Genomic DNA, 22,453 nt, shown 5'->3' on the forward strand with positions numbered 1-22,453 from the left:
ATTCAAGCCCAACGGCCTCCTAGCTGCGGTTTTCCGGTGGCATGGCAATCTGCAGCTTGCGGACCTTTCCTCGACCCACGATGTACCCGCGGCCCGGGATGAAATCCTTGCTGATGCGGCCCAGGGAAGTGTTCAGGAGCGTGTCCCCTTCCACGTCCCCCGGGTTGAGCAGGAGGCCCCTGCGTCCGGACTTGAATGGCTGCGCCAAAGACCAGGCTTGGGACCAGGTGGATGTTTCGGACTCGCCAACCACCCATTGGTCTGCCTTGATGGCAGCGGTGACCAGCCGGCCAACCCCGGATTCGGCCAATGTGTCCGTGAACTCGGTCAGGCCCTCAATGAAGATGGCCATGCTGCCCGGGTTGTCGGAAGCCTTGTCAACGAGGTCGTCGATGACGTCGGAGACCTCATCGGCTCCTACCAGCGACCGGCTCCAGATGTTCAACGATGCCACCGCCGAGCGGCGCGAGCCGATGTAGATAAGGTCGGTGCGTGGGTTGGAGCGCCGCAGGGCGTAGGCCAACGTGACCAGCGCGACCGTCCGGCCCGAGCCGGGAGGGCCTGCCAGCAGGAGCGAACCCTTGGCGGCGATGGCCGCTGAACCCAGCGTTTCGTCGTCGACACCAATAACGGGGTTGTCCGGAGCGCCGATGGGCAGGATATCCAGATCCACAAGCTCCGGTAGGCGCTGGATCTGGGGTGCCTGCTCGAGGCCCTGGCGAACCATTGCCTGGCTCAGTTTGGACACTTCACGGGCCTGCAGAGCCAGGTTCGAGTTGCCGCCCAACACGGCGAGCTGGACTTCGAGGCCGTCCAGCAGTCCGCGGCCCGGAGGTGAGGCAGCGTTCAGGACATCCTTGGGGACGTCCAAGGTCATGTAGTCGTCTTCAGAACTGAGCCGCAGCACCAGTCGCTTCTGGATGGAGGCAAGCAACGACGCCGGAACGGAATTGGTGCGGTCACCGCTGACGACGAGGTGGATGCCCAGGGGACGGCCATCGGTTGCCAGGGTCAGGAAGATATCCCACAGCGCGGAGAGGTTGCTGTACTCATAGCTTTCCCGGAAAGAGGACATACCGTCCACCAGGATGAAGATGCGCTTCTCCTCCGGCCGGTTCGCCAGTTGGCGGTATTCAACAATGGTGGAGGCCCTGACTTCGGCGAACCTCGCTGCCCGGTCGTCGGCTACTTCCTTGAGCCACCGCAAGAGGCGCCCTACACGCTCGACGTCGTCACCATTGATGATCTCGCCAACGTGGGGAAGGCCGTCGAGCATTTTCAGGCCCGAGGAGCCACAGTCGATCCCATAGACGTGTACCGGTCCGCCACGGGGAGTTACCGCTGCCGCAATCGCGATACCCCGCAACGCTGCCGACTTGCCGGATCCACCCGTACCGTAGACGGCCATGTTGCCGTCCTTGTCCGGTTCGTAGAACACGGTGGGCTGGTCCTGGTGCGCGGGGTCATCGGCAACGCCCAACAGGAGCCGCTCATCGGTGCGCGGATTGGGGAGCTTGGAGAAATCGTAGGTTGTGGCGAGCTCGTTGAGCCACGGTTTCCGTGGCGGGGCAATGGACAGGACATCGGCTGCCCGGATGATGTTTCCCGTCATCCGCGCGATGTCGTTCGGGCCGGCGGGTTCTTCTTCCACCTGGGCTTCCAGCGGCGGCTCCCACACAGGTCCGGACCCGAAGGCCATCTCCACGATGTCGATCCTGGGACGCTGCGGTTTCTCGGTGGTCCAGCCACCGGCATATCCGGTCTGGAACCCCTGAATGCGCCCCGGTCCCGTCTTCGCGGCACCACGGCCGGGAATGGACGGATCAAAGTACGCGGCCGTGGGGACGCCCAGAATGTCCACGGCGTCCACTTCGTCAGCCATGCGCAGCGCGACACGGAGGTTGGTGTTGGCACGCAGGTTGTCCTTGATGACACCGGCGGGGCGCTGCGTAGCAAGGATGAGGTGCAGGCCCAGGGACCGTCCACGGGCCGCCACATCCACCACCCCGTCAACGAACTCGGGAACTTCGGTGGCGAGGGCCGCGAACTCATCGACAATGATGATCAGATACGGCGGAGCCTCCGGATCGGCCTCGCGTTGCAGAGCCAGCAGGTCCTTGGCCTTCTTGCGGTTCAGGAGACGTTCCCGGTAATGCAGCTCGGCCCGCAAGGAAGTCAGTGCCCGGCGAACCAGGTGCGGGGACAAGTCCGTTACCAGGCCCACCGTGTGGGGCAAGTGCAGGCAGTCGGCGAAAGCCGCACCGCCCTTGTAGTCGACGAAGAGGAAGCTGACGCGGTCCGGGCTGTACGCGGCCGCCATGCCCATGACCCATGACTGCAGGAACTCGGACTTGCCGGCACCGGTGGTTCCACCCACCAGGGCGTGCGGGCCCTCGTTCTTCAGGTCCAGGTAGAACGGTTCCACGCCCTTGGATCCCACGAGGGCACGGAGGCTTCCGTTGTCCTTGCGGTTGGGAACGGCCGTGGCGTGCACTGAGTTGTTTTCCTGCCACCGCTCGGCGACGGCCTGCGGGTTGTCCATCAGCTCCTTGCCGATCAACGTGGCGTAGGAGACTGCACGCGGGAGGTCGGAGTCGTCCTCAAGCGGGTTGCCCACGTCCACCAGCGGCGACATCATGCGCGCCAGTTGCGTGGCGAGATCGGCGTCGAGGCTTTCACAGCTCACCGGGTAGGTGTGCCGGCCCAGGCGAACCTGGCCCGTAGTGGTGCCGTGGTCGCCGTCGACGGACAGGAAGTCGCGGCACGCGGCCGGAAGGGACTGCACATTTGCCGCCACCCACATGACGTGCACACCGTAGTCCGGACCCCGTTCAACCAGCCTGGTCAGGCGGCCGCGGTCCACGGGAGCGTCATCCTCCACGATCACCAGCACGGCGGGCACTACAGGAGACGGGATTTCCTGGTTCTCGTCCTTGAGGCCCGGACGCGGCTGGGGGCCCGGTTCCTTGGACAGGGACTCGCGCTCTTCCACGAGGTTTTCCAGACGGGACAACAGGGCAGCGCCCGCGCCAGGGCCGGCCGCAAGGTGATCACCCGAAAGGGGACTGTGGCCTGAACCGACATGCGGGAGCCACTGCAACCAATCCCAGCGCTCACGCGAACGCGGCGACGTCAAAGCGGTCAGGACCACCTCGGCAGGCGAATGGAGGGCCACCAACTGGAGCACCATACCCCGGGCTACGTCATCAACCACACTGCGGTCCCCCGCAACGCCGAAGGAACCGGAAGTGCGCAGCTGTGACACGATCGGCACGCCCTCGATGACGCGCACCTGCTGCAGGCACTCCTGGATTTCGCGCATGTACTGCGGCTCTGTCTCGTTGGCGGCAGGCTCATCGAAGGGAATGCGCGAAGGCGCAGAGCCCAAACCGAAACGGACGCCCAGGAAGTGCTGGTGCTCGGGACGGTTGGTCCACAGCAAGGGCCCGAGCTTGTAGATCGCGTCCACGGTATCGCTCACCGAGGGCGCTTCCTGGAGCCGGACGGCGCGCTCAATGTTCTGTTGCTTGTCGATGTCCTCGCGGAATGCCAGCATGGCGGCCTTGAACTGCTTGTGGCCTTCCTTCGCCTGGCGCTTGCCCTGCATCTTGTGATCCACGTAGTGGCCCACAATGAACAGCGGCATCATGGCCATGAAGAGCACGGACAGGAGGTTTTGGGTTACCGCGAAGAGCACGCCGCCCATCAGCAGCGGGGCAACGAGCATGATGTACGGGAACGGCTGGTGTTCAGGCCGTTTCGGACCAGCTGGTGGAACCCGCTTGGGCGATTCAAACCGAGGCAGCACCCGCGGCGAGCGATTGAAATCCACCAATGGCGACGACGGGCCGCCACCGTGGTTCCGGGAGAGGGAGACGACGCCCACCGTAGTGTCGCCCAGCGTCACGGTGTCCGATGAAGCGAGCGTGGCCCGCGTTACCGGCAGGCCGTCCATGAGGAGACCGTTGGCGGAGTTCGTGTCCACGATCTCCACCGTCTCCCCCACGGTGATGCGCGCATGGCGCTTGGAGGTGAGCGGGTCGGAGAGCCGGATGTCGGCGTCCCGGTCCCGGCCGATGTAGCTGGTGCCGAACGGCAGCGAAAATTCGCGTCCGACGTCGGGCCCTGACATGACGCGCAACGTCGCCGCGGCGGGTCCCCTGTTGGTGCCGTGGCCGTTGGAGGCGAATTCCTCACTGACGTGCGCCAGCGAAACCTTGGAACCCGGGCGAAGGCCCGATTCCAGGAGGTTCTCCGTGGGCCTGAGGACATGACCGGACAAGCCACCGCCGACGAACGCTTCGTCCACGCTGATGGACAGGTTCGACGGCGGTTCGGTGCCCTTGCGTGCGGGGTCGGCAGCCCACAGCTCGGTGGCGATGTCGGCCACGGTGGCGCGGCCGTCCACGGTTACGGCGAGGTCCTTTGCTTCCGCAGGGTCACGCCGCAATGTCAGGCGGAACTTCATCCTTCGTCGACCTCACTCATTTTCTCAAGAAGATGCAGGTCAGCCGGCGTCACCAGGTGGGACGTCACGGCATGCTCCACCAGGCGCGCCCGGCGGTTGGTGGCCAATTTGCCGGCTCCGCCGCGAAGACCCACGACGCCAACGCGGTCGAGCTTGTCGCACACATTGTCCAGCTTGCGGTTGAAACGGGTCAGGGCCCACCCCAGGCGTTTGGCGGCCTCAGCAGAAGACGGTATGGCGCTGAAACCGGTACCCTCCCGGCGAAGCATCGGCTCGGCGAGGGCCACGATGAGTGCTTTTTGTGAATCGGTGAAGACCACGGGGCCAATGGTGGTGTCCCCGGCTTGGTCTTCCTCGCGTGCCTCGTGCCGGAAAGACGGCGTCTTCAGGTGTACCGCAAACTCGTAGGTGGTGGGGCCCGCGGTGAAAATGACGTTGGTGTGGCTGAACACCAACGGGATCCTGGCACCCGGTGCCAGCCATGCCTGCATGCCTCCGGAGCCATCCGCGATCGTGGCCGACAGCATGCTGCCAACGTTGCTCAGCCACCAGATTCCGTCGTAACGGGCAATCTGCAGGAAGCGGCGATGCAGGTACGGGTTGTCGTCTACTTCCAGGTCACCTTCGCGGCCGATGTCAAAGACGTCCTCGTCGGATGGTTCGTACCATTCCCCACAGAAATCTATTGCTAGATCCCCCATGATCTGTGCCTCCTTGCTGGACAACGTGTTTCTGTCATGAGCCGTCTATTTCTCCACACAGGCAATGGACTCAGGGCCGCCCGGCGATGCCGAACCATCCGCCCGGACCATGATGACCTGGATGCAGAGGGGCCGCTCGGCGTGGCCCGTGATGATGGCGTAAAGTTCCGACGTCGATTCGTAGGTGCCCTCGGACTTCGCGGATTTGAGTCGCCACTTGAAAGTGTCCGTCACCTTCCAGTCAGGGCTGTCCCAGCGAAAAACCACCAAGGGCGTCGTTGAGGTGCCCCCGCTTTGGATCTCGTAAGTGATGTCCGTAACCTCGGGAACCCCACCATCGCCTATCGGGTCCGCCGGCGGCTTGCTGGCCGCCTCTGTGGGTGCCACCTTCGGCTGCGCCTGGGCGCCCAGCACCACTCCGACCACGATCGCCACAACCAGCACCGCCGCGCCCGTTGCAGCAAGCCACAAGTTTCGTTTGCTGTGGTCCGCAGCCGGCGCTTCATTGCCGGTGACCTGGGATGCCTGCGACGCGGAGCGACTGACAGTATCGTCAACGATGTCCTGCCTGCCCGAGGGTTGCCAGCCGCGAAGGACGGTGGACTCCGAAGAATCGGGCTCGTCCAAGACCGGCTGGGCCGTGTGGAATCGCGGCTGCGCTGTCTGTTGGGCAGCAGCTGCTGCCTGCTGGGCAGAGCCTTGGGACAGGGTCGGCCGTGCTGCCGGTTGCGGGGCTGTTTGCGGCGGGTTGTTCCCGGGAACAGTCGAAGGAAACGTTCGCGCCGGAAAAGTGGGCGCAGAGCCTGTCGTGGCTGTGCCTGACGCGTCCGGGTCGATCGACGCGATGCTCCGGACCCGGGTTTCCTCGAAGTTGTCATCCGGGTGCTGCTCATCGCCGTGACCTGGTTCTTCGAGCACTTCGAAGGGCGTCACGGACAGGTTCAGCTCGGTCTGGATCCGCTGCAACGCCAAAGCGAAGGCGTGCGCTGAGGAGTAGCGGGAGCCTGGGGACTTCGCCATGGCGGTGGCCAGCACAAGTTCCAACGATTCCGGAACGTCGGCGCGGCCCAGCCTGGGAAGGGGCGCGTTGGTGATGCGCGAGATCAGTTCCCGCTGCGAGTTGTCCTGTCCCGGAAGCACGAAGGGTGACCGGCCCGCCAGCAACGTGTAGAGCGTAGCCCCGAGAGCCCAGATGTCCACGGGAACGCCCTCCACGGCACCACCACGGAACTGCTCGGGCGGCGACCATGGAATGGACATGCCGGCGTCGTCCTCGGCATCGGCACCGATGGTGCCTGAGATGCCGAAGTCCGTGAGGGCCGGACGGTTGTAGTCGGTGACCAGGATGTTGGCCGGCTTGATGTCACGGTGCACGATTCCGGCCCTGTGGGCGGTCTCGACGGCGGACGCCACCTGGATGCCGACGGCAAGGACCTCGTCCACGCTGAAGCGCTGACGCCGGTAGCGCACGTCAAGGCTGGGCCGGGAGCAGTACTCCATGGCCAGGTAGGAATGGCCGCTCTCAGTGATCTCCGCTTCGAAAATCGTCACGATGTAGGGGTGCGAGGACAGCTGCGCCATCAGGTTCGCCTCGGACTCGAAGCGGCGGCGCGCCCCTTCCGTCTTGAGGTCTGACAACAGCACCTTGACCGCCACCTTACGGCGCGGCCTGTCCTGCTCGTAAAGGTAAACATCGGAAAAGCCACCGGAGCCAAGCAAGCTGATGTACTTGAACCCCGGGATGGGCGGAGGCGGCGCGGGGGGCCTCTTGGAACTCAAAGAATCTCCTCGAAACGCAATGAAATGTCGTCGCCGAGTTCGGCGATATCGCCATCCAGCAGGATGGCCATCTCGTTTTGGGCAAGCCGTCGGGGCGCTTGGCCCTCGCGGATAAGCACGGTGCCGTTGGTCGCCTTCAGGTCGCACAGCATCACGTGCCAGCCTTCAAGGCGGACCTCGACGTGGGATCGCGAAATGTCCCCGCCGGGGCTCTCCACCTGGACCAGCCGTGGCATGGTGCCGCCCTGGACACGCGAAACCGAGGGTTGGCGGCCGATGATGAGCGACTGATCGAGGTCGATCAGTTCCCCGGTGGAAAGCCGCATGCGTCCCAGACGGGGCCGCGGGACATGGACAGCATCCCCGGAGACGGGAACTCCGCACACCGAGCACAGCGGATAGGTGGGCGGGTTGGCATGTCCTTGGGAGCAGACCCTCGCCAAGACGCTGGGACCGTTGACAGCCGGCGTCCCGCCGGGTGCGGCTGCAGCTTCCCCGTCATCGGCCGCGGGCAGGCTGCTCTTCATGATTGTCTGACCGTCGTGGTCCGAGTCCTCGTCCACCGGGCCGCTGGTAGGCGCGGGTGTCCAGGCTGCAGGCACCTGTGGGGCGGGAGCAGCCACCGGCGCCGACGTAGCGCTGCGCAGCCACGGCACCGAATCAATTAGTCCACCTGCCGGCGCTGCGGCGGCGGACTGACCGGCCACCGGCGCAGTTGCCTGCACTGGCGGGATGACCAACGGTTGAGGTGAAAGCGGTTGAGGTGAAAGCGGTTCGGGGCCAGCCGGGTCCGGGACGGTTCCTTCCGGCTCCGACGGCGGTTGCGGAGCCGACGGCGGTTGCGGGCCAAGTGCCTGGCCCGCAGGAGTGTCGTGGTCATCAGAGTCGCTCTGCAGACGGACTGCGGCGTCTTCGATGGTGCGCATCACCGTCTTGTCCCACAAATGGTCATAGTTCGTGGTGTTCTCCAGCGAGGGACCCACGGGATCAGTCGTGCTGGTGTGGACCGGGACTTCCGAATCGTCCACGGCACCGTCTTCGCCGGACCGGTCCGGAGCGGGGAGCTCCTCATCGCCGGAAAGGACTTCAGCCTCTTGGGCTTCAGCAGCAATGTACCCCGCAGGCTCTTCCTGTCCAGCGGGCTCCCCCACTTCAGGCTCCCCCACTGCGAGCCCGGCCTGCTCCGTGTCTTCCTGTCCGCTGTCCCCGTCCTCGACGGCCTTCGTTTCAGGTGCGGCCGGGACAGGGCCCTCGATGGCGTGGGCTTGGCCTGGTGCAATCGTCAGCCCGAGGTCGGCTTCCTGGTAGCCGACCATGGTTTCGTCGGAAACAGACGCGACGTGCGCGTTCGGCATCACGGAGGTTTCGGGCGCCATGTTTTGTTCAGGAGCTGTGTCTTGTTCCAGCGCTGTGTCTTGTTCCGGCGCTATGTCGCTTTCCGGCACGGGATCCGCCGCTGAAGGGGCCGAACCGGCGGCTTCCAGGGAAGCCAACAGCACCACGCCGTCCTTGACGGGGAGGGAATCCAAAAGCGGCCGGTCCATCCCGGCGGCAGCCGGCGCACCGATGTAGACGTTGAAGGAGGACGCACCGACAATGCGGCGCTCCGTCCAGGTGGTGACGTCACGGCCTGTGAGATGTTCCTGGCGCCCGTCCAGATGCACTGCCAATTCGAGGTCGCCACGGAGGAACACCCGCAGCGCGTCCTTGGAATCAATGATGCCGAACGGCGGGATACGGCTGAGCGAGACACCAAAAGCCCCGGTGACTTCGTTCAGTACTTCATGGGCCTCGGGTGAGGATTCCAGCAGCTCCCAGACGGTGTCGATCAAGGCATGGGGTGTTTCCGGCCCAAGAAGGACAACGGTTCCATTGCGAACAACACCAAACCATTCACCCTGCTGGTACCGCGTGTGGGAGAGGAGATTACTGCTTGCCATCGCTGCCTTCCTCTTGGTCGTTTTGGCCGGTGCCGTTTACCCAGGCCTTGGGAAGGGTGTCCTCCTCCACCTCGGACCCGACTTCCGGGCGGGGCGCCGTAATGGCGATACCGGCGTCGTTCAGGACGTTCTTGGCGTCAACCACAATCACTGTGACGTTGTCCCGTCCACCGCTCCGCAGTGCAGCCTGGATGAGCGCGTCAACCGCGTCCTGGGGGTGGGCGACGGTGCTGAGGATGCGGAACATGTGGTCATCGCTGAGTTCGCCGTTGAGTCCGTCCGAGCAGACCATGATCCGGTCGCCCTCCTGGATGGGTAGCAACCAGAAGTCGGCCTCCGTCTCATCGCCGGTTCCCAGTGCGCGCGTCACAACGTGCCGGCGGGGATGAACGGCCGCCTGCTCGGAGGTGATATCGCCCGAGTCCACAAGCTCCTGGACTTCCGAGTGGTCCACGCTGATCTGGGCGAATTCGCCCTGGCTGAGCCTGTAGGTCCGGGAATCACCGATATTCATGACCAGCCAGTACGGAAGGCCCATCTGCTCCACCACAACCACACCCGAAAGCGTGGTGCCGGCGCGGGCACCCGTGGCGTCGCGGATGGCGGCGTCGGCCTTCAACAGGCAAGCCTGCAGATCCGCCGCTGACGCCGTGCGGACCCCGGAAGCCAACTCGGGAGCGCTGCCCAGGGTGCGCACGCACATGCCACTGGCTATCTCGCCTGCCTCGTGCCCGCCCATTCCGTCCGCGACGGCGAAGACCGGGTCCGCGGCGATGAACGAATCCTCATTCAGCTCGCGACGAAGTCCGCGGTCGGTTCCGTATCCGTAGCTAAGACGGAATGAGGTACCGCCTGCGGCTGGGCCGGCGTCGGCGTTGGCGGGAGTGGCCGGCTGTGAATTCATGCTTGTCCTAGGTGGAAGGAGCGGTCCCCGAAGTGGACTGTGGAACCGGGGCGGACGAAGACAGCTTCGCCCGGTTGGAGCCTGGTTTGGATGCCGTCGGGGGTGGTGACGGCACTGCCGTTGGTTGAATYGCGGTCCGTTACCCACACGCCGTCGCCGTCCACCCGGAGATGAAGATGGGTTTTGGAGATGGACCTGCCGGGATCGGACACCGGCAGGAGCTGCTCAACGTTTTCCCCGGGCTGGGCAGCGGGATTGCGGCCCAGCAGGACAGTTCCGCCGAGCTGGACATCCTGGCCGTCATCCACCCGTATCCGCAGGACTGCCTGGGCGCGGGCTGTGCCGGGACGCATCTGGGTGCGTTCGACGTCGTCGTCGGGGTGGGCGGCCGCAGCCGGCTGCGGAACGACCGGAGCCGCATGGGACGCGGCGGCCTGCTGGGGGGCAAGCTGCACCTGTGGCGTGACAGGAACCTGGCGAGGCGGGGTCGGTGGACGCCACTGGTTGGGATCATGCGAGGGCTGCACGGCCGGTGCAACGGACGACGCCGGAGCGGCCTGGGCGGTCGGGGTCACCGGCGCGGTCGCCTGGGTTGGGTGAGCCTGCGCCGGGGCCGGGGCCCGCCCGGACGGCACGGGGGAAGCAACCGGTTGGACCGGGGGAAGGTCCATGGGAGCGAAGCTGTAGGGACCTTGGATGCCGCCCGAGATTACCGGATTCCGGCCGGCGTTGACATCGAACACCAAGGACTTTGCCGCTTTGTCATGCCAGCCGCGCAACTTGCCGTTTTTGTCCCAGGCGTTGGAGACCACCACCAGGATGGCCCATACAACACCGAGCACCATCAGCGGGAGCGCGATCCACGCGACAAGCCCCAGCAGGCCGAGGGCCGACAGGATGACTGCAGCCAAGGACCCCACAACGAGAAGGCCACCAGTCACGATGCCGCGAACGAAAACCGCCCCAGCACCCGGTGCGTAGCCGTCCGCGTCGGCGCTGCGGATGCCCATGAGCTGGTTGCCGATGGTGTTGCCCGACTTTGCCTCCACCCCCAGCAGAACGAACGTGTAGATCACGGTGACTGCGAGGCCGATGCTGCCAAGAAGAACCAGCAGGCCGGTGTCGTAGACAATAAAGCCATTCCGGCGCGTCTGGGTGATGCCGGCGATGCCGATGGCAAATGTCGTGGCCAGGACGGCGACGGGACCCAACCAGTCCAAGGCTGCCGCGCCCATCCGTTTCCCGGCGGAAGCGGGTACGAGGTCGAGCTTGGTGGTCATGGTGGTCCCTCCCCCTGGCCCCTGCAGTCTGTCCGGTTCGGCACTTGTCCCCGGAAGCACCGGCGATACTGGCGCCGACACTACGGAGATACTACCGGGATCGGCCACGCCCTGCCGGGCGGCGGACTCCAGGGCCGCCCTTTGGGCATGGTTGATGTTGCCTTCTTTACGGGCGCCCCGGTTGTTCAGCGGCGATCCGCATTGGTTGCAGAACGCCGCCCCCGGACGGACAGCGTGACGGCAGGCCGGGCACAGTTCAACGTCACTGCTCATCCGTGGTGTCCTTCGTGAATGGCAGTTTCAAACGCCGCCCGCCGGGATTGGAAGGGTCTTGTTTCCGACGGCGGAGGGCCGCCCTGCCGTCGGACAACAACGAGCGCGGAGAGAACCGTGCCTGCTGCCGCTTCCAGAATCCGACGCTTCCAGTGATATCGGTCAGGGACGAGTCGACGATCTCCCAGTACTCCTTGACCTCCGACTCGCTCGGCTGGCCGGCACCGAACACCGCGGCGTCGGCGCGGTGCGCAAGCACGGTAGTGGTGTTGCCGGCTGTGGGGAAAGCGTCCGCAATCACCGAGGCAGACTCGCGCCTGGTGGACTTGGTGTCGATCGATGCACCCATGTCGGTGACAAGGCTCAATACCTCGCTCCATCCTGCGCCAACCCGCTGGGCCGGGTGGCCATCACGGAAACGTGCCTTCCGGCGTCGAGACTTCAACAGGAGGATCAACAGCAGCGGGATAGCCAGGATCCCCAAAGGAATCAGGGCAACACCGATCGCAGCCAGCAGGGGTCCCCAGAACAACCAGGGGTTGTTCTTCTTCTCGTCCGCGTCCAGGGCGTCGGGAGTGGAGTCCGGCGGCAAGTCCGCGGGCTCCTGCGGCGGCGGTGGCGGCTGCAGTACCTGGGGCTTCGGCTTTGACTTGTTCTGCGGATCCGGCGGGATGGGCACGTTGTCCTTGGGCGGTGTGGGATCGAAGGAGACCCAGCCAACGCGGTCAAAGGCCACCTCTACCCAGGCGTGGACATCCTTGCCCGTGATCTTGACATCGCCGGCGCCGTTTTCGGGGCTCTTGGGATCCGGGTAGAAACCCATCACAACGCGCGAAGGAATGCCCAAATGGCGGAGCATGAGGGACATGGATACTGCGTACTGCTCGTCATCGCCCAGCATCTGCTTGGCGGAGAGCATGTTGCGGATGCGGGCCGCGCTGTGGCCCGGAAGGCTGGGCAGCTGCCCCTCTGCCACCAGGCCGTTGCTGAAGGCACCACTCTTCTGGAAGTGGGCCTCGATCTGCCGGACACGGTCGATCGCGGTGGGTGCATCCGCGGACAGTTCGTTTGCCTGCGAGGCAACGATCGGGGGAACTTCCTCAGCGTCGGGCAACGTGAGCTTCGCAAAGTCGTACTGGGTGAGCTGTCCATGCTCCAAAGTGCCGGGATCGGAAACCTGGACCGTGTAATTCTCGCCCTTGCCCAGTCCCTTGGTGGTCACCGCAGTATCAGTGCCCGCATTGAAGTAGAGCCCCGATGCCGCGCCGGAGGTGTCCGCGAAGCTCATCCCGGTGGTGTGGCGGCCGCCAGGGACAAAGTAACCCTGGTAGTCCTCCACCGTGATGTCCAGAGTGTAGTTGGTGCCTTCCACCGGGCTCCCGGAATCAGCCAGCGTGTTCAGCGACTTGGCGTCGCCAACTTTGCTGAAGTTGCCGGAACTGTTCGGATCCATGGTGTAGTTCAGGCCGTTGAACGCATCCAGCGCTGCTAGCCGTACACGGGCGTCCTTGGGCAAGCCCTTGACCGTGAAGAGCGTGGTGTCCTTTTCGTCCTTGACGAAGCTCCGGAAGCTCGCCAGTGGAGTGATGTAATCACGGGGGTCGAACGGCGGGACGATCGTGTTCCGCAGCACCTTGCGGTCGTCGCTGGCGGTCACCAGGGGTGATGCGATGGCCGTTACGCCCACGGCCACGGCGATGACCGCGGCTGCAGTCCCCAGGCGGCGGAGCTGGCCGCGGCGGGCCGCACCGGCGTCGGAATCCGGCCTGTTGGCTGAGACGGTCCGGGTACTGCGCTGGCGGAGGACATCGCGGCGGAACGTCGCCCAGACGATCGAAACTATGGTCAAGGACACGCCGCGCTCCACGTTCAGGAAGCCCGAGCTGGTGCTGAAGGCGATGCCCGTGACGAACAGGACCAGAACCGGCAGCAACGGCCAGTAGGGGCTTTTCAACCGCCAGGTCAGCAGCCCTGCCGCCAGGGCCATGAGCAGCGAGCTCAGGAACGGCACGATCAACGTGCCGTTGGCTGTTCCGACCGGAACGCCGACCGTGAGCATGTCCTTCCACGAGAACACAATGCCCAACAGGAGCGTTCGCAGGGAATCGAAGCTTGGCAGGAATCCGAGAACCGCGGAATCCGGCACGGCAAGCGCCGAACCGAACACCATGTAGGCGCCAAAGGCCAAAGCTGTTGTGATGAGGAGACCTAGCCGGAGATGGGCATTCAGGACGGCAACGCCGAGCCCGAGGATCACCCCGCCCAAACCAGCGACGAGGAAGCGTGCGTCCCCACCGAAGCTCAGCGTGAAGCCAAGAACGCCGAGGAACAGCAGCACTGTCAGGGCGCCGCAGTCCACGAAGAAGTGCCACAATGGCCGGTCGTCGGCAAAGACAGATCCGCCTGCGGCTCGTGCCTTGGCCCGGGCACCGGACTTAGCCTGCTTTTCCGCACGCGGACGGACGCGGAGGTTGGGCGCGGTGCTCATGCTGCCGCCTTTCGAAGGACAATGGCGAGATCGTCCAGGTCGCCCACAGTGAGGACCGTCAAGTCCGCGATGTTGGCCCTCGACGGCGCGGCGCCGGGTTGGACGCGGACGGCAAGGCTGCGGACTCCCGGTGGGACGGACGCTGAGGCCGAACGCAATTGCGTGGCCGTGACATGGCTGCCGACCACGAAGAACACCACGGAAGCATTCGGGACGGTATCGGAGAGGGTCCGGGCAAGATCGACGGCGGTCTTCCGCATCGGTGCACCGACAATCCTGGTCATGTCGTCCAGGAGGTTGCGGCCGGTTTCGCAGCGGAGCGGCCCCTTCTGGGTCAGGACGTCCAGGTCCCGCTGTTCACTGATGGCTTGGCGGCCGATGGAGGCCGCCACCGAAATGGCCATTTCGAATTCCGCTTCGGTGTCGTACTCGTCGGTGTTGATGGACAGGGAAATGGCCAGGTGTGCCCGGCGCGTCTCCTCGAACTGGCGGACCATGAGTTTGTTGGTGCGGGCCGTGGTCTTCCAGTGGATGTGTCTCCGGTCATCGCCTGGAACGTAGTCACGCAGGGCATGGAAGGAGACGTCGGCGCTGGAAAGTTCCGTGGTGGGCATGCCTTCGAGGTCGCGGATGAACCCGGCAGCGGAACCCCCGAGCGCCACGGTCCTCGGGTGCACGAACAGATCAACCGGTTCGGTCCAGAGCACGCGGCGGCGCAGCAGGTGGAGAGGGTCGGCGCGAACGGAGCGCACCGGTCCGACCACGATCACCGCACGGCGGGCCGTGGGAATAGTGAAGAGGTCCTCGTGGACCTGGGCCGGCTTCATCCGCGGCAGGTGGAAGACGGCCGTGTTGGCTCCCACGGGAAGTTCCAGCGCGGCAGGCAGCAACGGGCGTGTGGAGACATTGGAAACGGCAATGCTCCCCACGGCGTCGTCACCCACCGCGACACGGGTGCGGGCAAGGTCCAGGACCACGCCGTACGCCGAGCGGCCCACAATGAAGCCAACGGCCAGCACGAAGAGCAGGAAGGCCACCAAGGCTGCGGACTTGGCTTCCTGCCAGCCCCAGGACTGGCCTGCCCACCAGAGCCCGATCGCCGCTGCGAGCACCACCCAGCCGAGCAGGCTGACAACGGAGAGTGCCGGCCAGACAAAGCGCAGCCATAGGGCACGGACTTTCTCCCAGGCCGGCGCGAGGAACTCCCCTGCCGTGCCAGCAGCCTCGGCCCACACAGCGGCGGGGTGCAGTTTCCTGGTTTTTCCGGACGTGCTTCGGCTGCCAGGGCGGTTGCCCGCTTCTTTGCCGGAGCCACGCAGGGAGCGCATCGTGCCGCCAACTGCTGACGTGGCGCGCTTAAGCGAATCAGCAGCCCTGGTCAGGGGTTTGCTGGAGGACATGTAGGGGCCTTTGTTCGAACGGTGCGAGAAGGGAACTGCGCTGGCTTAGGCGGTGGCGCGTTGCTGCGGGGCGGCCACTTCGGCCAGGACGCGCGTGAGCACGACGTCCGGCGTGGCGCCAGAGAACTCTGCCTCAGGATCCATCACCAAACGGTGCGTCCACACCACTGGAGCGAGCTCCTTGATGTCGTCCGGAAGCACAAAGTTCCGGCCCTGTCCCGCTGCCCATACCTTGGCCGCACGAACCATGGCCAGGGCTCCACGCACCGAAACGCCGAGGCGGGTTTCGGAGGCGTTACGGGTCTCCTCGCACAGCCGGGAAATGTACTCAAGCACTGCGGTATCCACGTGCGTGGTGGCGGCGAGATCCGCCATGTCGGCCACGGCCTGCGTCGTGATCAACGGCGTCAGATCCTTCGACCGGTCCTTCAGGTTGGCCCCGCCCAGCAGCCGGACGGTGGAGGCGTGGTCCGGGTAGCCAATGGAGGTCTTGATAAGGAAGCGGTCCAGCTGGGCTTCCGGAAGCCGGTAGGTACCAGCTTGCTCGATGGGGTTCTGGGTGGCCAGGACCATGAACGGGCGGCCTGCCTCGTAGGTGGTGCCATCCACGGTCACCCGGGACTCCTCCATGACTTCCAGCAGCGCAGACTGCGTCTTCGGGGAAGCACGGTTGATTTCGTCGGCGAGAACGATGTTGTTGAAGACCGGTCCCTTGTGGAACTCGAACTTCTGCGTCTTCTGGTCGTAGATGGTCACACCCGTGACATCCGAGGGCAGGAGGTCGGGGGTGAACTGGATGCGGTTGTGTGAACCTTGCACCGTGGCAGCCAAAGCACGGGCCAGGGAGGTCTTGCCCGTGCCGGGTGCATCTTCAAAGAGGACATGCCCCTCAGCCAGCATCGCAGTGAACGTCAGCCGGATGACGTGTTCCTTGCCCAGGACGGCTTGGCCCACGTTGGCAACGAGCTTCTCGAACGTTTCTGCAAACCACGCGGCCTGCTCGTTTGTCATGGTCATCGGTTGATCCTGTTCCTTGTGTTGGGGTGTTGGGATGAAGTTGTTGTTGGTGCCGGCCGGCCGGACGTGGCTAGCAACCGCCGGGCTTGGTTCCGCGCAGATCCACGGTGGTGGACTTCACGAACCAGCCGGGGTGGCTGCCCTGGGTGACGCGGTACCAGGGAGTGCCGTTGTTGTAGATGTCCTTGGTGCAGTTGACGTTCAACCACCCTTCGGAGTTGGAGACCCAGCCAACGCCGCAGCTCGGGCCGCTCGGGTTGTAGGTATCGGCCTGTCCGGGCTTACCGGGGCACGTGTTGTTGTGGGCCCTGATCTCGCCTGCCGGAGGCTGCGGGGGCGGCGGCGCATCGCCACTGCGCGAGGTGTCGCTGCCAACCCGTCCTGCCTGCCCGCCGCTGACGGCACGGACCCGCAGGGTCACCGTCTGGTTGTAGCCGACACTCGTGGAGAAGCTCCGCTGGCCCGTGTCCTGCCAGGCACCGCCGTCGAGGCTGTACTGGTAGCCGGTAACCGGCCGGCCGTTGCCGTTGGGGGCGTTCCAGGTCCAAGACACTGTCTTGTCCCCCACGCCGCTGCTCTTGCTGCCGGTAACGGTCGGAGCGTAGGCAAGGCCGTAAGGATTCACAGTGTTCGACGCCGGGCTGCGATCACCGGGCGTGGGGTTGCGGGAGGAGATGGCCCACACGACCACCGCTGTGTCGGCGCCGTTGGGGGCTGCCACAACTCCGCCACCGGCCGGGATCGCACCGCTGCCGCCGCCTGAGGTCAGCGCATATCGGTAACTGATCTCGTTGGCGTTGGCACCGTTGCGTTCTGACGCGGAGAGCGGGTTGAACGCGACGCGGATCTTGCCGCCGTCGGCGTTGGTTTCCACCAGCGCCGCCGACGGCGCGCCCACCATTCCGGGCTTGCCTGCAGCACGGATGGCATTGGACTGCTGGCTCACGCCACTGACGCCTGCCTTGTTCGTGGCCGAGACAGTGAACGAATAGTCGGCTTCGGAGTTGTCAACGGTCACGTTCTGGGAAGTCGCTGCTACAGCCTGGGAACCCACGACGGCGCCACCACGGTACGTGGTCAAGGTGTAGCTGGACACGGCGTCGCCGTTGTTGTTCGGCGCTGCCCAGCTGACCTGCAACTGGCTCTGGTTGCCGACCGATCCTGCGCCGGCCACCGACGGAGCGGCAGGTGTGGCGGGGACACCGGCCGGGGTCTCCGCAGCAGAGTAGGTACTCCACTCGGAAGGCTCCTTGGCGTCGTTGCGGGCCAGGACCCGGACCTTGTAGGCCACGCCGTTGGTCAGGCCCGTCCAGACGTGGCTGTTGCCCGTCAGGTTCTGGATCTGGGGATTCTGTCCTGCCGGGGCCGGGGAAATCTCAAGGTCGTACGACTTGATGGGCGAACCCTTGCTGCCGGGGGGAACCCAGGCAACCGACAATTGCTTGTCGCCGAACTTCAGCGTTGGAGCAACCGGCGTGTCCGGTTTCACGTCCGGCCGGACCTCGGCCGACACCGGGGAGCGTTCGGATTCGTTGATGGCGTTCGTGGCAGTGACCGCAAAGTGGTATTTCACGTTGTTGGTCAGGCCGGTCAAGGTGCACGTGTTGGCCGGGCAATCCTGTTTGAAGCCGTTCTCGCCATAGACCGTGTATTTGGTGATGGGTGAGCCGCGGTCTGCAGGGGCGTTCCACGTGAGCAACGCTGTCTGGTCACCGACGCTTTGAGCCAAGGGTGTGGTGGGCGCCGCTGGTTTGTCCTTGACGGTCAAGCGGATACGCGCTGTGGCGTAGCGGGAAATTTCGCCCGTCTTGTCCTGCACCGTGTAGGCAACCACCATGGTCCCTGTGAAGCCGCCGGCAGGCGTCACGGTCACACTGTCGCCGCCGGCCTCGGCAGTTCCCTGCCCCGTCTCCGTGACCGCCGAGACTATCTTCAGCGGGGTGTCCGGGAACGGATTCGAATCATTGGCCAGCACGTTCACGGTGACAGGCTTCCCGGACTGTGCATCCGGTTCAGCGTCATCGTTGGCAACAGGCTTGGGACGGTTGGACGCCGAGAGCGCGAGCTTGTAGGTAGCAACAGCTTCCAGGCCACGGGGGTCCTTGGCCTTCACCTGGACAGTGCCGGACTGCCCGATCTGCACGGAGTCATCCGCGGAGACCTTCAGGGTTTTGCCGTCCACCGACACCTTGAAGCCACTCGTGGCAGAACCAGTGAGCTCGTACTTCATGTTCTGGACATCGTCGGAGTCAGGATCCGATGTCAGCTTCCCAAGATCCAGGCTTGCGGAATCACCCTTGGGAACTTCCACATCGCTGCCCAGGAGGACAGGCGGGTTGTTCTTGTTGGGATCAGGCAGGACCTTGGTGCGGATGCTCAGGGTGGACTTCAAGCCATTGGGGTCGTCCGGCCCGGTTCCGTCTGTAACTTCGAAGCTGATGGAGCCAGGACCCACGTATTCGGCTCCAGCAGTGTATTTCAGGCCGGTACCACCGTTGGCCACGGGATCAGCGCCGTCGGCGCCGATGAGCTTGATGCGGTCAGTCTGCGTCAGCCGTGGCGAGCGGCCCTCACGGACCTTCACCCATTCGGCCAGGTCAACGGTCACCGACTGGCCCGAAACGAGTTCAATGACCTCGTCCTTGGCGAGCGTCGGAACCTGCTGGCCGATGCCGGGAACCCAGATGATGGCCGTGGATTTCTGTCCGTCGACGTCCTCCACGGTGTAGGGCACCAACTGCGGCTGCTCGGTGAGTTCGACGATCACATTGCCCTCGGGACCCGGGCGCGCGGTTGTCACGTCGGTGCTGATCTTCAGGTTCTCCCCCACGCCGTCGGGGTCTTCGTCGTTCTTCAGGACCGGAACATCCACGGCGGTCTTGCCCAGTGTCTGTGCAGACGTCACCCGGTCATCGCGGGCGATCGGTGCCTGGAGCGGGATGTCGTTCTTCACCACCACGCGGATGCTGGCTTGTCCCACTGCGTCACGGTCATCGGCCACGGAGTAGCGGACGTTGACGGTACCTTCAGCGGCGGGCGCGGTAACCAGTATGCGGCCGCTGGTCTTGCTGACATGGGCGTCGAGGCCCGCATCGGCTTCAATGCTGTCCGTGAGGATACGGATGATGTCACCGTCGGGATCGGTGTCGTTGGCAGTGGCATCAACGGCGATCTGCCGACCGGGGCGAACCTTGACCTCGTCATCGACGGGAGCCGGTTTCTGGTTGTTCTCCCCCCGGGGCGCGACGCCGACCGTGACGGTTCCGGTGTTGACCGCACCCTGGCGGTCAATCACTTTGTACCGGAACGTGTCCGTTCCTGCACCGTCACCAGCGGCGACGAAATCGATGAAGCTGCTTCCCGCCGTCGCGGTTCCCATGGTGGGTGTGCTGTCGATGCCGGTGAGCTGCACCGAGTCGCCGTCGGGATCGATGCCGTCCAGCGGCACCGGGATCCGGACGCTGCCTCCGGCCACGACGCGAGCGGTCAGGTTCTGCGGCTGCGGGCGCGAGTTCTGGGTGCCTTCCAGGGGAAGGATGTGGATGGTTACCGCGGCAGCACTCTTCTGGCCCTGCGGGTCCACTGCGTTATAGATGGCGCGCACCGTTTTCGGCGTGGGTCCGGCGATGAAGCGCAGGGTCTTCTCGGAAATGAAGGCCTTGCCGTCTTCTTCGGGAATGCCCTGGGCCAGGACGGGGTCCACGGAGAGCTCTTCGCCCTGCGGGTGCGTGTCGTTGTCCAGGACCGGAATGGTGACGACGTCGTTCACCCGCACGTTCACTTCGTCCGGTTTCGGCTGGGGAGCTTCGACGACGGCGGGAGCCGGCACCGGGACGACGCCCACCGTTCCGGTCGCTGAGGTGCGTCCGTTGGACATGGTGTAGCTGAAGACGAAGGGGTCCTTGGCACCGAGGACATCGGTGACACGCAGGACACTGTGGTCAATGACGCTGACCGAGGCGGACGAGCCGTCCGGAACCGTCACTGACTGCAGGACCAGTACTCCCCCGGAAGGATCGGAGTCGTTGGCCAAGGGGTCTACCAGGACGCTGCCTCCAACGGGAAGCAAGGCAACGTCATGGACGGCAACGGGAGCTCCTGCGTCCTTGCCGGACTCGACATCGACGCGGATGAGGCCCTGGCTGCTCTGCGGCCCGTTGCTGGCGATGTACGTCAGGTAGATCGGACCCGGCGTGGTGCTCCGGAAGGTGAAAGTGCCGCCGTCGGTCACCGGTCCCAGCTCAGCGGGTCCGGCCGCCTCAACGTGGGCAACGCGCAATGCGCCGCCGTTGGGATCGACGTCGTTCTTCAACGGCGCAATGACGAGGTCTTGCCCCACAACGGCTGTCACGTGGTCGGCGTTGACCACGGGTGCCAGCGCGCCCGGGGGCTGTACGTTGACGACGATACGGCCCGTGGTGGTGGCCCTGCCATCCCACACGGTGATGGTGACGTTCTTCTTGCCCGGTGCTGCGCCGGAATCCTGGTAGGTGAGCAGGCCATCGCGGCGAACCTTCACCTGGTCCTGGTCGTTGTCCGTCTTGGCATCGAGCAGGACGAGGTCGTCACCGTCGGGATCCATCCAATCGGTGAGGATGTTCTGGCTGACGGACTTTCCCTGCTCCACGAGCATGGTGGTGGGCTCGCCCCGCTTGAAGAAGGGAGGCTTGTTCTCTTCGGGAGCCACCACATGGAGGGTGACCTTGCCACCGGCCGACAAACTCCGTCCGTCTGCGGCGTTGTAGTCGAAGACTTCCGTTCCCGGTTTGGCATCCGCGGGAACTTTGATCTGGAAAGCGGAGCCTCCGTAGATGTTTTCCAGCGTCCCCATCTTGGGGCCGTTGGGACCCACCGAAGCGGTGAGGACGTCGCCGTCGGGGTCTGAATCGTTGTCCAGCACGCTCAAAATGGAGGTCCGGCCCGGCCTGACGCCGAATTCGTCCGGCTTGGTCTCCGGCGGTCGGTTTGGCTTGGTGCGGTCCGGGAGGACGTTGATGGTGTTGTTGTCCGCGGACTCCTGGTCCTGGTCATCGGACTGGTTCTTGGGCGGGACAACGTCGTCCCAGTTGTTGACCAGCTGCATGTTCTGGTTGACCAGCCATACGCTGCCGGAGTTCACGTCGTTAAGCACCACGAGGTCGCGGTTAACGCGGAACACGTAGCTCGGGGAAGCGCTGGCTTTGGGGACGTCGTTCTTCTTGTCATCGGCGTCGTTCTCGCAGTCGCGAACGTACTTGTTGGCCCCTGACCAGGCCGCGTGGACACACTTGCTGACCTGGACGGGGGCAGCCGGAACTCCCTCGCCGTCGGCGTTGACTGTTGCGGCCGTGGATCCGTCCAGGGGCTGCTTCAGGAGGGCTTTGCGGGTCGCGATGGCGACGTAGCTGCTCTCCCCGCTGGTCTGCTGGAGTTTGGCTTCGCGGGCATCCTGGAGTTGGAGCTTGCGGCCACCGGGAAGGAAAAGGTTTCCGGAGGCGGCATCGAGGACAACGGGTTTGTCTCCCACCACCGAGATTTGAAGATCGCCTGCGCCCTTGAGCTCGTCCACCTTGGTGACTTCGGAGTTGGTCCGCTGGCCGTCCGCGTCCACGGTGATGGCCGTGATCTCGCCCTTGCCGGGGTCTGCGGTGTAGATGCGGTTATCCGCGCCGACTGCGGAGACGATGCCTTGATCGCCGGTCAGGACGGGTTCGGTGCCTTCCTCGTCGAAGCCGTTGACCGTGGACGGAGAAAGTGCCCACACCTTGCCACGGGCAGGATCGGTCACGGACAGGACCGTGGAACCATAGCTGACTTGCGACGACGACGGCAGCTGCTTATCGCCGCCAAGCTTCAGGTTGGCGGCGGACACCTGGTTGATGGTGGAACCGGATTCGTCATCGACGAAGACGTTGCCGTCGTGCTGCAGGACGTCGAACGTGGTGGTGGCAGGCGTTACGGCACCATCGAGGACGCGGGACGGGTAGTTCAGCCGCCCCACAGCGTTCTTGGTTTTGCTCACAACCCACACGCCGCCGTCGTTCAAGTCCACCTCAGTGGTCTTGAAGCCCGGGTACAGAACGGCACCCGCGACCAGCAAAGCCCCTGCTGCAGTGGCAGCGGTGCCCGCTATGAATTTCTTGTTTTGACGCTTTTTCAGCCCCAGCTTGCCGAAGAAAGTTGTCACAGCCCCAGAATTCCCTTTGTTTGCAGCCGCCCCCCAG

Annotated in this window: 10 protein-coding genes; all 10 read right to left on the minus strand. The window is 64.8% G+C overall.

Features of this window, described 5'->3' with window-relative positions; genetic code table 11:
* Nucleotides 1-19: 19 nt before the first annotated feature.
* The 10 genes from AB4Y81_RS08775 to AB4Y81_RS08820 all read right to left on the minus strand — a co-directional run bounded on the left by AB4Y81_RS08775 (nt 20) and on the right by AB4Y81_RS08820 (nt 22,416).
* Entirely contained in the window at nt 20-4,468 is a 4,449-nt protein-coding gene (locus AB4Y81_RS08775; protein WP_018777413.1) for an FtsK/SpoIIIE domain-containing protein, read from the minus strand.
* Nucleotides 4,465-5,169 (minus strand): hypothetical protein, encoded by a 705-nt coding sequence (locus tag AB4Y81_RS08780; RefSeq protein ID WP_018777412.1) that lies wholly within the window; start codon nt 5,167-5,169, stop codon nt 4,465-4,467. The genes AB4Y81_RS08775 and AB4Y81_RS08780 overlap by 4 nt, the downstream gene beginning before the upstream one ends.
* Nucleotides 5,170-5,214: 45 nt before the next feature.
* A complete protein-coding gene (locus AB4Y81_RS08785; RefSeq protein ID WP_441995687.1) occupies nt 5,215-6,948 on the minus strand; it encodes a serine/threonine-protein kinase in 1,734 nt (577 codons plus the stop codon).
* Nucleotides 6,945-8,888, minus strand: coding sequence for a hypothetical protein (locus tag AB4Y81_RS08790; RefSeq protein WP_441995688.1), 1,944 nt, complete (start codon nt 8,886-8,888; stop codon nt 6,945-6,947). The genes AB4Y81_RS08785 and AB4Y81_RS08790 overlap by 4 nt, the downstream gene beginning before the upstream one ends.
* On the minus strand, nt 8,875-9,792 hold the full coding sequence (locus AB4Y81_RS08795; RefSeq protein ID WP_055975011.1) for a PP2C family protein-serine/threonine phosphatase: 918 nt from the start codon (nt 9,790-9,792) through the stop codon (nt 8,875-8,877). The genes AB4Y81_RS08790 and AB4Y81_RS08795 overlap by 14 nt, the downstream gene beginning before the upstream one ends.
* Complete coding sequence (locus AB4Y81_RS08800) at nt 9,789-11,345, minus strand: RDD family protein (RefSeq protein WP_441995689.1); 1,557 nt, start codon at nt 11,343-11,345, stop codon at nt 9,789-9,791. Before AB4Y81_RS08800 ends, AB4Y81_RS08795 begins: the two co-directional genes overlap by 4 nt.
* Nucleotides 11,335-13,833, minus strand: a complete 2,499-nt coding sequence (locus AB4Y81_RS08805; RefSeq protein WP_039240413.1) for a transglutaminase-like domain-containing protein — start codon at nt 13,831-13,833, stop codon at nt 11,335-11,337. The genes AB4Y81_RS08800 and AB4Y81_RS08805 overlap by 11 nt, the downstream gene beginning before the upstream one ends.
* The gene (locus AB4Y81_RS08810) at nt 13,830-15,233 is read right to left on the minus strand and encodes a DUF58 domain-containing protein (protein WP_018777406.1); all 1,404 of its coding nucleotides are present in this window, start codon (nt 15,231-15,233) and stop codon (nt 13,830-13,832) included. The genes AB4Y81_RS08805 and AB4Y81_RS08810 overlap by 4 nt, the downstream gene beginning before the upstream one ends.
* Before the next feature lie 45 nt (nt 15,234-15,278).
* Nucleotides 15,279-16,250 carry an AAA family ATPase gene (locus tag AB4Y81_RS08815; RefSeq protein ID WP_018777405.1) on the minus strand — a complete coding sequence of 324 codons (972 nt, stop codon included), beginning with the start codon at nt 16,248-16,250 and terminating at the stop codon, nt 15,279-15,281.
* Between the two features lie 70 nt (nt 16,251-16,320).
* Nucleotides 16,321-22,416 (minus strand): Ig-like domain-containing protein, encoded by a 6,096-nt coding sequence (locus AB4Y81_RS08820; RefSeq protein ID WP_441995690.1) that lies wholly within the window; start codon nt 22,414-22,416, stop codon nt 16,321-16,323.
* Nucleotides 22,417-22,453 lie beyond the last annotated feature (37 nt).

This window comes from Paenarthrobacter sp. TAF1 (assembly GCF_052113825.1).
In the GTDB taxonomy this organism is placed as follows: Bacteria; Actinomycetota; Actinomycetes; order Actinomycetales; family Micrococcaceae; genus Arthrobacter; species Arthrobacter nicotinovorans.

Bases quoted from the DNA above. Each gene is read 5' to 3' on its own strand.
- AB4Y81_RS08810 (WP_018777406.1), bottom strand. From the start codon at position 15,233: ATGTCCTCCAGCAAACCCCTGACCAGGGCTGCTGATTCGCTTAAGCGC.
- AB4Y81_RS08815 (WP_018777405.1), bottom strand. From the start codon at position 16,250: ATGACCATGACAAACGAGCAGGCCGCGTGGTTTGCAGAAACGTTCGAG.
- AB4Y81_RS08790 (WP_441995688.1), bottom strand. From the start codon at position 8,888: ATGGCAAGCAGTAATCTCCTCTCCCACACGCGGTACCAGCAGGGTGAA.
- AB4Y81_RS08775 (WP_018777413.1), bottom strand. From the start codon at position 4,468: ATGAAGTTCCGCCTGACATTGCGGCGTGACCCTGCGGAAGCAAAGGAC.
- AB4Y81_RS08795 (WP_055975011.1), bottom strand. From the start codon at position 9,792: ATGAATTCACAGCCGGCCACTCCCGCCAACGCCGACGCCGGCCCAGCC.
- AB4Y81_RS08805 (WP_039240413.1), bottom strand. From the start codon at position 13,833: ATGAGCACCGCGCCCAACCTCCGCGTCCGTCCGCGTGCGGAAAAGCAG.
- AB4Y81_RS08780 (WP_018777412.1), bottom strand. From the start codon at position 5,169: ATGGGGGATCTAGCAATAGATTTCTGTGGGGAATGGTACGAACCATCC.